Source organism: Candidatus Pseudothioglobus sp. uisw_070, from assembly GCF_059512545.2.
This window is the reverse complement of the sequence record NZ_CM183456.2, coordinates 1053360-1066230: the sequence shown is the minus strand read 5'-3', so window position 1 is coordinate 1066230 and position 12871 is coordinate 1053360. Positions and strand designations below refer to the sequence as shown.

The 12871-nt window shown below is 37.0% G+C and carries 10 protein-coding genes; 5 read left to right on the top strand and 5 right to left on the bottom strand.

Features of this window, described 5'->3' with window-relative positions:
- Nucleotides 1-6: 6 nt before the first annotated feature.
- Entirely contained in the window at nucleotides 7-1482 is a 1476-nt protein-coding gene (pdxR, locus tag AC5YGD_RS05325; protein WP_496140978.1) for a MocR-like pyridoxine biosynthesis transcription factor PdxR, read from the bottom strand.
- 119 nt (nucleotides 1483-1601) lie between these two features.
- On the opposite strand from pdxR, the gene AC5YGD_RS05320 reads away from it, so the two are divergent.
- From AC5YGD_RS05320 to AC5YGD_RS05300, 5 genes are all read left to right on the top strand, one after another.
- Entirely contained in the window at nucleotides 1602-2963 is a 1362-nt protein-coding gene (locus AC5YGD_RS05320; protein ID WP_496140977.1) for an aminotransferase class III-fold pyridoxal phosphate-dependent enzyme, read from the top strand.
- Between the two features lie 35 nt (nucleotides 2964-2998).
- Nucleotides 2999-4117: an alanine dehydrogenase gene (ald, locus tag AC5YGD_RS05315; protein WP_496140976.1), complete on the top strand. Its 1119-nt coding sequence runs from the start codon at nucleotides 2999-3001 to the stop codon at nucleotides 4115-4117.
- Between the two features lie 21 nt (nucleotides 4118-4138).
- The gene (gene xsc / locus AC5YGD_RS05310) at nucleotides 4139-5911 is read left to right on the top strand and encodes a sulfoacetaldehyde acetyltransferase (RefSeq protein ID WP_496140975.1); all 1773 of its coding nucleotides are present in this window, start codon (nucleotides 4139-4141) and stop codon (nucleotides 5909-5911) included.
- 64 nt (nucleotides 5912-5975) lie between these two features.
- Nucleotides 5976-6527 (top strand): DUF924 family protein, encoded by a 552-nt coding sequence (locus AC5YGD_RS05305; protein ID WP_496140974.1) that lies wholly within the window; start codon nucleotides 5976-5978, stop codon nucleotides 6525-6527.
- A gap of 33 nt (nucleotides 6528-6560) precedes the next feature.
- Entirely contained in the window at nucleotides 6561-6956 is a 396-nt protein-coding gene (locus AC5YGD_RS05300) for a hypothetical protein (protein ID WP_496140973.1), read from the top strand.
- Here the strand turns inward: AC5YGD_RS05300 and AC5YGD_RS05295 are convergent.
- From AC5YGD_RS05295 to aceA, 4 genes are all read right to left on the bottom strand, one after another.
- Entirely contained in the window at nucleotides 6953-9094 is a 2142-nt protein-coding gene (locus AC5YGD_RS05295; RefSeq protein ID WP_496140972.1) for a malate synthase G, read from the bottom strand. The genes AC5YGD_RS05300 and AC5YGD_RS05295 overlap by 4 nt on opposite strands.
- Entirely contained in the window at nucleotides 9094-9573 is a 480-nt protein-coding gene (rraA, locus tag AC5YGD_RS05290) for a ribonuclease E activity regulator RraA (protein WP_496140971.1), read from the bottom strand. Before rraA ends, AC5YGD_RS05295 begins: the two co-directional genes overlap by 1 nt.
- Nucleotides 9554-11365 (bottom strand): bifunctional isocitrate dehydrogenase kinase/phosphatase, encoded by a 1812-nt coding sequence (aceK, locus tag AC5YGD_RS05285; RefSeq protein ID WP_496140970.1) that lies wholly within the window; start codon nucleotides 11363-11365, stop codon nucleotides 9554-9556. The genes rraA and aceK overlap by 20 nt, the downstream gene beginning before the upstream one ends.
- Nucleotides 11366-11430: 65 nt before the next feature.
- A complete protein-coding gene (gene aceA, locus AC5YGD_RS05280) occupies nucleotides 11431-12738 on the bottom strand; it encodes an isocitrate lyase (RefSeq protein WP_496140968.1) in 1308 nt (435 codons plus the stop codon).
- Nucleotides 12739-12871: the final 133 nt, after the last annotated feature.

Below are 12871 nucleotides of genomic sequence, written 5' to 3'. Positions count from 1 at the left end.
AACTATTTAATGCATCATTTCCTTAATTTCTTTTACAATTATGTCTATACCTTTATTTATCTTATTAGTATCTATGGCCGAATAACCAAGATGTAAATAGTTTGATGGTGGCTTCTCTTCAGAGAATGATGCATTTCCTGGCCTAACAGCTACGCCTTTGTCTAAAAGTTTTTGACAAAGTTTTTCAGTATCAATTGACTCTGGAATTTTTACCCAAAATGTTGAGCCTCCAAGAGTTGGAGTGCAAGATAAAAGAGGTTCTTGATTTATTTTTTCATTTATCAAGCCCCAACGCTCTTTGTTTGTTTTTTGAATTTTAGTAAACATATTATGATAATGACCCAGGCCTATAAATAAGGCTACTGATCGTTGATTATTTGCAGGTATATGTCTTATCATTAATCGCCTTAAAGCTCTTGCCTCTTTTACAAAGGCCTCTGGAGCAACCATATAACCAAGCCTTAAACCAGGAGCAAACGCTTTCGAAAAGCTTCCAACATAAATAACATTGTTATCCTTATCAAGACTTTTTAATGATGGATTAGGTTTTCTGAGAAAATTAACTTCAGCCTCATAGTCATCTTCAATAATTACCATTTGGTTTTCTTTAGCAATAGATAAAAGCTTATTTCTTCTCTCCATACTCATTGTTACACCTGTAGGGTATTGATGGCTTGGAGTGGTAAAAATAATATCAATCTCTGGTTTAATTTCATCAACTAAAATTCCGTCTTTATCAATGCCTATAGGAACAATGTTGTCAGTTCGAAAGCTAAAAATGTTTCTAACATCTGGATATCCAGGATTCTCCATAGCAATAACTGTCCCTTGCTTAGCTAATAGACTGGCAATAATATAGATCGCATTCTGACTACCTGAAGTAATTAAGATTTGATCTTTATTTGCCCAAATACCCCGCTTTGGAAGTACTTTAGATTGAATTTGCTTGATTAAAGATGGGTCATCGCTATCAACATGATCAATATTCCATTTTTGTATTTCGGGAAGCGTTGACGAATGCCTAACGACCTCACGCCATTCATAATAGGGAATTAAACTTTTATCAAGTTGACCAATTGTAAATGAATATGGGAGGCTTTGCCAATTCTCAGGATTACGAATATTAGTTTTAATTGATGGTTTCTTTGTTATTAAAGCATCTAGCCATAATGGAGGGCTAATATTTTTAACTTGATCCTCATTACTATTTGTAAAATTCTCATAAAATTGCTCATTAACAAAATAACCTCTTCTTTCTTTTGGGGTAATGTAGCCATCAAATTCTAATTCTTTATAGGCAGCAATCACTGTATTTCTTGCAACTTTAAGGGCTGCTGCAAGGTTTCTAGATGATGGTAGGGGTTCGTTTGGGCCAATTAAGCCATTAGTAATTGCATCAATTAATTGCTGACGAATCTGCAACTGCAAGGTCCTAGGCTTGTCATGTCTTAGAGAAAAAAATTGGTTCCACATTTCATCCATTTATCTGGCCTATTAATTTTAAGAATTCTGGTTCTACATGTATTTAAATTTAGGACCCCTTGTATTTTATAATTCATTCTTTTGAATTACTATCAATTTTTACTTAAATCGGGGTAAGTATGTCTAATAATACACTTATACAAAATGATAAAGACCATGTTTGGCATCATTTAACGCAACATAAGGGCTTTGAATCGACTGATCCCATGATGGTCGCTAAAGCGAAAGGAATGGTTGTTACCGATACCAATGGTAATGAGTATCTTGATGGAACATCTGGCGGTGTATGGACAGTAAATTTAGGATTTGGAAGAGATGATATGGTTCAAGCTGTCAGTAATCAACTGACAAAAATTCCATACTTTGCGGGCTCTTTTGGTAACGAGCCTGCTGCTGAATACGCAAAAGAAGTTACCTCACTTATGCCAGGTTTAGAGCGCGTTTATTACTCAAACTCTGGTTCAGAAGCTAATGAAAAAGGCTACAAAATGGTTCGTCAGCTTGCCCATTTTCATAACGATGGGAAAAAACATAAAATTATTTATCGTGACCGTGATTATCATGGCACAACAATTGGAGCTATGAGCTCATCTGGCCAAATTCAAAGAAAAAAACAATATGGTCCGTTTGCTCCAGGATTTGTTGAAATGCCTCACTGCTGTTGTTATCGATGCCCATATGGAAAAAAATATGGAGAGTGCAATATTGAGTGCGCTACTGTCCTTGAAGATATTATTAAAAAGGAAGGGCCTGATACCGTAGGTTCTGTCGTTTTAGAGCCGATTACTGCAGGTGGCGGAGTTATTCCTCCTGTTCCTGAGTATTTCCCAATTATTGAGGCAATATGTAGAAAATATGACGTCCTTCTTCACATAGATGAAGTAGTTTGTGGCCTAGGTAGAACAGGAAAATGGTTTGGTTACCAGCACTATGATGTTCAACCTGATATTGTCACTACAGCTAAAGGTCTAGCTGCTGGATATGCTGCTGTATCAATTACGGTTACTACTGAAAAACTTTTTAACATGTTTAAAGAGGATCCAACTAATGTTGATAGCTACTTCCGAGATATTTCTACCTTTGGTGGAAGTACTGCTGGCCCTGCAGCTGCACTTGAAGTTTTAAAGATTATTAAACGTGAAAAACTTCTAGAGAATGTTAATGAAGTTGGAGAGCATCTTAAAAATAAATTGCTTGAACTTCAAGATAAGCATGAAATGATTGGTGAAGTTCGAGGCAAAGGGTTGTTTTGCGGTGTTGAGCTTGTAAAAGATAGGGCAACTAAAGAGCCTGTTGATGAAACTGTTGCAGCTAGCGTTGCAGCACATTGTTTTAAAAATAAAGTGATGATTGGAAGAACTAATAGAAGCTTTGAAACTAATAATAATGTTTTGCTATTTAGTCCTGCATTCATATGTACTAAGACTGACATAGATTTAATCGTTGAATCTGTTGATAATGCCTTAGAAGCAAATAAATAGAAAAAGTTTAATTAATTTAATATAGGAGTATTGAGATGATAATTGGAGTGCCAAAAGAAATTAAAAACCATGAATATAGAGTTGGTTTGACGCCTAAAAGTGTTAAGGAGTTTGTTAGTCATGGCCACACTGTTTTAGTTGAAACTAATGCTGGTATTGGTATTGGGGCAAGCGATGATGATTATTCTAGTTTTGGCGCTGAAATCATATCTTCAGCTAAAGAAGTTTTTGCAACTGCGGATATGATTGTTAAAGTTAAAGAGCCTCAAGCTATAGAAATTGCAATGCTTAGAGAAGGTCAAATTCTTTATACATATCTTCACCTTGCACCAGATCCTGAGCAAACGAAGGGGCTTGTAGAGAGTGGTGCTATTTGTATTGCTTATGAAACGGTTACTTCTCCAAGAGGCGGATTACCATTATTGGCTCCTATGTCAAAAGTTGCAGGAAGAATGGCTGTTCAAGCAGGTGCTCACTTTTTAGAGCAACCAAATGGTGGAATGGGAGCTTTGCTTGGAGGTGTTCCAGGAGTAGATCCTTTAAATGTCGTTATTTTAGGTGGAGGCGTCGTTGGCGTTCATGCTGCCCATGTGGCAGTTGGAATGGGCGCAGATGTTTGGGTTTTGGATAACAATCCTGATACATTAGAGCAGCATTGGCAACAATTTGGCAGAAGCACGAACACTGTATTCTCAACTAAAAGTTCAGTAGAAGAGTATGTATTGCAAGCTGACTTAGTTATTGGCGGCGTATTGATTCCTGGTGCTGAAGCACCAAAACTAGTAACCAGAGAAATGATTAAGGCCATGAAACCTGGATCAGTTATTGTTGACGTTGCGATTGATCAAGGCGGTTGCTTTGAAACTTCAAAGGCAACAACTCACGCAGAGCCTACATATATCATTGATGAGGTAGTTCACTACTGCGTTGCTAATATGCCGGGTGGAGTTCCAAAAACATCAACCTATGCGCTAAATAATGTAACACTTCCATTTGGACTTAGTATTGCAAATAAAGGCGTTAAACAAGCCTTATTAGATGATGAACATCTAAGAGCTGGATTAAATGTACATAGTGGTCAAGTAACATGTCCTGAAGTGGCTCATGACTTAGGTTATGATTACGTTTCAGCGCTTGATATGCTTAATAAATAAATTATAAAGGAGAACTACAAAATGGCAAAAATGACTTCGAGTGAGGCTTTTGTTGAAACAATGGTCGCAAATGATGTAACCGATATCTTTGGTATTATGGGCTCTGCATTTATGGATGCAATGGATATCTTTGAGCCAGCTGGTATTAGATTTATACCTGTTGTCCACGAGCAAGGCGCTGCACATATGGCAGATGGATATTCAAGAGTAAGTGGAAGACATGGAGTGGTCATTGGTCAAAATGGCCCCGGTATTTCTAATTGCGTTACAGCAATTGCAGCAGCATACTGGGCGCATAGCCCTGTTGTAATTGTTACGCCTGAAGCTGGAACAATGGGGATGGGCTTAGGTGGATTTCAAGAAGCAAATCAACTGCCAATGTTTCAAGAATTTACTAAATATCAAGGCCATGTTGTTAACCCAATGAGAATGGCAGAATTTACTGGTCGCTGTTTTGATAGAGCGATGAGTGAGATGGCTCCAGCTCAGTTAAATATTCCTAGAGATTATTTTTATGCAGAAGGTGAATTTACTATTCCCACTCCACGTCGTGTAGATAGAGGCTCAGGTGGTGAAGATAGTTTAAATGAAGCTGTTGCATTAATTGGTAAAGCTAAGTTTCCAGTTATTGTTTCTGGCGGAGGCGTAGTTATGGCCGATGGTGTTGATGAATGTGCAGCTTTGGCCGAACGTTTAGGAGCGCCAGTAGTAAATAGCTACCTTCATAATGATTCGTTTCCTGCAAGTCATGATCTTTGGTGTGGTCCTCTGGGATATCAAGGTTCAAAAGCTGCAATGAAGCTAATAGCAAAAGCAGATATAGTTATTGCATTAGGTACGCGTTTAGGTCCTTTTGGAACGCTTCCTCAACATGGAATGGATTACTGGCCTAAAGATGCTCAAATTATTCAAATTGATGCAGATCACAAAATGCTTGGATTGGTCAAACCAATTAATGTTGGTATTTGTGGTGACGCTAAAGCAGTCGCAAGTATTCTTTGTCAAAAGTTGGCATCTGAAACACTTAGTTGTGATTCTTCTAAAGCCGATAGAGCTTCAATTATTGCAGACGAAAAAGCTTCTTGGGAGTTAGAGCTTGATGAGTGGATTCATGAGACTGACTCATATAGCATGGACATGCTTGCAGATAAAGAAGAGGGTTGGCTCCATCCTAGACAAGTACTTCGTGAACTTGAAAAAGCAATGCCTGAAGACGTTATGGTGTCGACTGATATTGGTAATATTAACTCGGTTGCTAATAGCTATCTGCGTTTTGAAAAGCCTCGAAGCTTTTTTGCAGCAATGAGTTTTGGAAACTGTGGTTACGCCTTTCCAACAATCATTGGTGCTAAGGCAGCTGCCCAGCATAGGCCTGCAGTTTCTTATGCGGGAGATGGTGCTTGGGCAATGAGTATGGTTGAAACAATGACCTGTGTTCGTCATGATATTCCTGTTACAGCTGTTGTATTTCATAATCGTCATTGGGGCGCTGAAAAGAAAAACCAAGTAGATTTTTATGACAGACGCTTTATAGCAGCTGAACTTACGGACCAGCATTTTGTTAATATTGCAGAATCAATGGGCGCTGAGGGTATTCGTGTTGACAAACTTGAAGACGTTGGCCCTGCACTTAAAAAAGCGATTGATATGCAGATGAACGAAAGAAAAACAACAATCATAGAAATAATGTGCTCTAGAGAGTTGGGTGACCCGTTCAGAAAAGACGCACTAAGTAAGCCAGTTAGACATCTAGAAAAATATAAAGACTTTGGTGAAAAATCACCTCATCGCTAAGTATTAACTATTAATCCTTCAGGGTGGTATATTACTCCGCTCTGAAGGAATTATTTTTAGTACTATGAGCGAAAAAGCGATAACCCCATCCGATATTCATCAATATTGGTTCTCAGAAAAAAGCAAACGACATTGGTTTTCATCAACCCCTGAAGTAGACAATGAAATCAAGCAGCGCTACGAAAATCTATGGGAGAGTATATCTTCTGGTGGGTTTATGGACTGGCGTGACACTGCTGAAGGCTCAGTAGCCCTAATAATCATTCTAGACCAGTTTCCTTTGAATATGTTTAGAGGTCAGGAAAAAAGCTTTAAATCGGAAGATATGGCTGTTGAGGTTGCCTTAAATGCAATTAATAATGGTTTCGATGAAGAGTTAAGTGATGAAAAATTGCTTTTTCTTTTTATGCCCCTTATGCATAGTGAGAATATAGACCATCAAAATCTACAAGTGTATTTATTTCAAAAATATAACTTTAACTTAGAGTTTTCTAAACATCATAGAGATATTGTTAAAAAGTTTGGTCGTTTTCCTCATAGAAATGAAATATTTGGGCGAATGAGCACTATGGAAGAGCTTGACTATCTTCTGTCAGATAACGCTTTTAGAGGCTAAATTGCATAATGATTAATACACAGGAGTCGATGAATGCAAGATAATAAAATTGAGTGCCATGATGGTGAATTCATTGGAACAAGTAAAGAGGAAATATTAGATGGAATTAATACATTTAATATAGACGAAGAACACTATGGTAAGTTTCCTGCTGAACTTTGGAAAGATGTAGATATTATCTTTAGTTGTTTAAAGGCAGAACACATTATCGATAAGGTCTTCGCATCTACAGACGAGTCATTATGGGTCAATAGAGAGTTTATTATTAATGCGCTTGATAAGCAGTGGTATTATCCAAATATTTCAAGACAATTTAAAGACAATGAGTTCGAATACTTTGACTATATTCATGAGTCTTTAGGAGGTGATAAAAAAATTATCTCTCTTATAGATAAATTAAGAAAACATAGTAAAGAATTTGATGACTAATTAGCCTCAAGAAACTTACGTCTGTATTTTATTAAAATTGCTTCCGTATAGCCATTAGGCTGACTCATTCCTTCAAAAGCCAGAGCTATTGATGCTTTGTAGGCAAAACTGTCATAATTTGGTGCAAGTGGAAGGTAGCTTGGATCATACTTATTTTGATCATCAACAATAACAGCCATTTCTTCAAATGCTTTATTTACCTCTTCTTTTGAGCACATTCCATGGTGAAGCCAGTTAGCCATATGTTGCGAGGATATCCTAAGGGTTGCGCGGTCTTCCATAAGCCCAACATGATTAATATCTTGGACCTTAGAGCAACCAATTCCTTGGTTAATCCACTTAACAACATAACCCAATATACTTTGTGCATTATTGTTTATTTCATTGATAATTTTCTCTTTAGGCATCTGCTCTTCAATTCTCAAGAAAGGAATTACAAGCAAGTCGTCTTGGTTTGGGTGTTGTTGGTTTGCTAGTAGCTCTTTTTGCTTCTTAAAAACATCAAAGCGATGATAATGCGTTGCATGCAAAGTTGCTGCAGTAGGGGATGGAACCCATGAACAGCTTGCACCTGCCTCTAAATGAACCATTTTGTTATCAAGCATTTGACGCATTTGATCTGGCTGAGCCCACATTCCTTTTCCAATTTGAGCTTTTTTAAATAGTCCACAATCAAGACCAGTGCTTACATTATTTGGCTCATAGGCTGAATACCAAGCCTCTTCCTTTATGAGGTCTTTACAGCGCATTGCACCAGCCATCATAGATGTATGAATTTCATCACCTGTGCGATCTAAAAAGCCTGTATTTATAAAAATAATACGGCTTTTAGCCTCATGAATACAAGACTTAAGGTTAAGAGTCGTTCTTCTTTCTTCATCCATTACGCCTATTTTGAGCGTATTAGTTTTTAGAGATAAGGCTTTTTCAACAAGCCCAAATAACTCCATTGTAAATTTTACTTCTTCAGGGCCATGTAATTTAGGCTTAACAATATAGATGCTTCCTTTTTTTGAATTCGCTTTAATTTTAATATCATGAAGCGCAATAAGTGCAGTCACCATTGCGTCTAGTATTCCCTCAGGAATTGGTGAGTCATCAAGATTACTAACAATTCCTGTCGTCATATGAATGCCAACGTTACGAACGAGAGTCAAGCTTGTTCCAGCTAAGCTAAATTTCTCTCCATGTATATTAGTACAAACTTTATCTTCATTTAATGAGCGAGTAATGGTTTCACCACCCTTAGTAAACGAGGTGCTTAGTTCACGCTTCATGAGGCCTAAGTAGTTACGATATGCATGAATTTTTTCCGCATTAGAAACTGTTGATGCTGAATCTTCAAAATCGACAATAGTTGTTATTGCGGACTCAAGAATGACATCAAAAATACCGCTCTTATGTAAACTTCTTTCTTGGTCACAAACTACTTCTAGGTGAAGGTTGTTATTCTTAAGTAATATATGCCCATCGTCAGTTAATCCTATATATTTTTCTGGATTAATTAAGGTTGCTAATTCACCATCATTTAGGTTGAATATTAATGCACCAGAGTATTTAACTTGAGAGGTAATCTGTCTATAAGAAGCGCCTTTAAGAGGCGCAATTTCATCAAGAAAGTCACAGGCAAGTTCTGCAGTAAGATTAACACGCTGTAGGTTGTGTGCAAAAGAGGTGCTCATACTGCCTTTGTTTGGAATTACATTCGTACCATAAAGGGAGTCAAATAAACTTCCCCAGCGAGCGTTCACCGCATTAAGAACAAAGCGCTGATTTGTAATAGGAACAACAAGCTGAGGGCCGGCAATTTGAGATATCTCATCATCTACTTCCTCAACATCAATAGAGAATTTATCAGGCATTGGAGTGATATATTCAATGCCCTCTAAAAATTTCTTATAGCTCTGAAGATCAATTCTTTTATTTTCAGCATGCCATTGGTCAATTTTAGATTGCAATAAGTCTCTCTTTTCAAGAAGGGACGTGTTCTTTTTCTGTAGCTCATTTAAAATTTGAGAGAGGGATTTAAAGAAGTCTTTGGCTGAAATATCTAATCCATCACAAACCTCTTCTTCAATGAAGCTAAAAAAAGTATTATCTACTCGAATCTTATTAATTATTTGACTATCACTGCTCATTAATTGGCCTTATTTTCAATAACTATTACGCCGTCTTCATCGGCATAAATATATTCATTTGGATTAAATTTTACATTTGAAAAAGAGACATTTATGTTTCTTTTTCCAATTCCTTTTTTAACACTTTTTAATGGGCAAACTCCAAGAGCTCTTATGCCAATTGGCATTAAATTTATGGCTACTGAATCCCTGATCAATCCATAGATAATAATTCCTTCCCAGCCATTCCTGATTGCATCAGATGCCCTTTTATCACCTAGCATTGCGCACTTCATAGAGCCACCTGCATCGATCACTAATACAGATCCCTTGCCATGAGCATTTAAAGCCTGCTCAACTAGGGAGTTGTCCTCAAAGCACTTAACGGTAACAATGCGACCTGAAAATGATTTTTTTAATCCATAACTTTTATATACGGGCTCTAAATACTGGACATTAGGGTGAAGCTTATCCGAAATATCACATGTCGATGGAGTCATTCGTTTCTCCATATATTTCACTCATACGTTTTTCTGATCCATATGGATAATAATCCATGACTCCGTTGTTCTTAATTTTTTCTTGTATTGAAATCCAGTAATTTGCATCGAGAAGTTTTTTATAATTTCTATTAAATACTTCTTTCATATAAGGATTTGGAAGCATGAAATATCTAAATTCTTCTGGAAAGACGTCATTCTGACCAACGTAATACCAGGGCTCAGAGGCAAGCTCTTGCTCGTATGTCTTGGATTCAGGAATCTTTTTAAAGACGGGCGTGCTCATTAAGGTAATTTCGTCATAGTCATAAAAGACGACTCTATTTTGGCGAGTTACTCCAAAGTTTTTTGTAAGCATGTCGCCTGGAAAAATATTTGAGTTAATTAGCTCATCTATCGCTTTTCCATAATCATTAATTATGTTTGTTTGCTGTTCTTTAGTAGCAGTTTCAAGATACATATTGAGTGGCGTCATTTTATTTTCAATGTACATATGCTTAATGATTAACAGGTCTCCCTCAATTTCAATATTTGAGCCTGCTTTTCTCTTCAACTCTTCTAATAATGCATCATCGATATCTTTTAACGGAAAGGCAACATTTGAAAACTCCCATGTATCTGCTAATCTACCTATTCTTACGTGGTTTTTAACAAAGTAGTATCTATCCTTAACCATCTCTTTGGTGCCCATTTTAGGAGGTGCAAAGCGGTCGTTGATAATTTTGAATACATAGGGGTACATTGGAAAAGTAAAGACAGACATAACCATGCCCTTGATGCCGGGTGCAATTATTAACTTTTCACTAGTAATTTTTGAGTACTTGAGAAAATGACGGTATAACAAAGTTTTGCCTTGCTTATGAAGCCCAATTGCGCTGTATAGAACTGCCCTAGTTTTTCCTGGCAAAATCTCTTTTAAATATTCAACAATTGCAGAGGGGTAGTCTGTTGTAATAAAAAAGTACGATCTTGAAAAGCTAAAAACAATGGATATTCCTCCAACTTCAGTGAGAAGGCTGTCGACGTATAAACCTTTCTTTTCATCATTTAATAGAGCAATAAGGAGTGGCCTATCTGAGTGGAGCTGAGAGACAATTTTGCCTACAATGTAGGCGCATTTTCCTCTGATAAAAGGGGTACTAATGACTTGAATCTCGAAAACTTCAGAGTCTAGTCGCGGCATCTGGCTATAAAGCTGCTCTTTTAATCTTTGGATATCTTGACCGAGATTACCAAACTCACATTTAAAATTGTAGCTATCAAGAATAGATGTAAAGGATTCGCTCAACTGACCGTCTTCAACAAAGTAGCTGTCAATTACTGGTTCATCCATGTCAATATAATTCAGTGACACACATGGTCTTGTAAAAATAAACTGGTTATTATAAAAACTTCTTGAAAAGATTCTACAAAATACCGAGTTATAGAAGGTTTCAGCTAGCTCAGGCTGCTTGTGTTCAGTTATTAGTTCAATGAAGACATGCTTTGTATTTTTCCAAAATTCAGAGTTAAACTTCTCCATACTGGGTGATTCATTGAATTCAGCCTTTGCGCCATAAAGAGTTTGTTTTTTTAACTCTAAGGATAGTTTTTTACAAAAGTAATCAACTTGTTCATCATAGAAATTAAGTCTTAATTTTGAATCGTCTTCTATTTTTTGCCATTCTCTCTCCTCAAAACACCTTTTTGCCTCTATAGAAGCACTCTTAATATTTTGGTAATGATACTCAAAGCCAATTAAAATCTTTTTAGCAATTGATAAAGAGAGCTTTTGAGATGAGTTACTAAGCATAATAAATAGTTACCAGTTAAAAGCCTTCTTTAATCAAGAAGGTTTGATACGTAGCAGCTCAAAACTTAGCTAAACTGCTCTTCTTCAGTTGAACCTTTTAATGCAGTAACCGATGACTCACTACCCTGGATTACAGTTGTAACGTCATCAAAATATCCTGCACCAACTTCTTGCTGATGAGAAGCAAAAGTATAACCTTTCTTAGCAGCATCAAACTCAGGCTCTTGGACCTTATTCACATAATGCTTCATGCCTTCACCTTTTGCGTAATCATATGCAAGGTCAAACATGTTATACCACATGTTATGGATTCCAGCCAAAGTGATAAATTGATACTTATATCCCATCGCTGAAATATCTTCTTGAAAAGATGCAATTTGACTGTCACTTAGATTCTTTTTCCAGTTAAATGATGGCGAACAATTGTATGCAAGCAACTGATTAGGGTTTTCAGCTAAAACAGCTTCAGCAAATTCACGCGCAAAGCCAAGATCTGGTTTCCCAGTTTCACACCAAACCAGGTCAGCATAAGGGGCGTAAGCTACTCCTCTTGATATTGATTGCTCTAATCCATTTTTAACGATATAAAACCCTTCAGCAGTTCTTTTCCCGGTAACAAATGGAGCGTCATAAGGATCTACATCTGAAGTTAGAAGATTCGCGGCTTCTGCATCAGTTCTTGCAAGAAGGAGTGTAGGGACGCCCATAACATCTGAAGCTAAGCGAGCAGATATTAATTTTTGAACTGCCTCTTGAGTTGGAACTAAAACTTTACCACCCATATGGCCACATTTTTTAACTGCAGCCAATTGATCTTCAAAGTGAGCGCCAGCAGCGCCACTAGTAATCATATTTTTCATTAATTCAAATGAATTTAATACACCTCCAAATCCAGCTTCTGCATCTGCCACAATTGGCAAAAAGAAATCAATAAATTTATCATCACCAGGATTAATTCCTTGAGCCCATTGAATCTCATCCGCTCTTTTAAAGGTGTTGTTAATTCGTCTAACCATAGTAGGGACAGAGTCATATGCGTAGAGTGATTGATCTGGGTACATTGTTTCAGATGTATTTCCATCTGCAGCAACTTGCCAGCCTGAAAGGTAGACTGCTTCAATTCCAGCTTTAGCCTGCTGCATAGCCTGTCCTGCAGTAATAGCACCCATAGAGTTTACATAGCCTTTCTTAGCTGAACCATTAACAAGATCCCATAGCTTTTCAGCGCCTCTTCTGGCATAAGTGCATTCTGGTTGAACAGATCCACGGAGCCTAACAACATCTTCTGCAGAATAAGTACGCTTTACGTTCGACCATCGAGGGTTTTCTTTCCAATCTTTTTCTAGGGCTTTAATTTGCTCTTCTCTACTCATTAGTATCTCCTTTTAATTTGGTTGTATTTATATTGCTTTTATCTACTCAAGCTTCTGAAATAGCTACTATTTACTGATATTTGAATAATACCAATTAAAAGATAATGTGATCAAATAATTTCACTATATAATA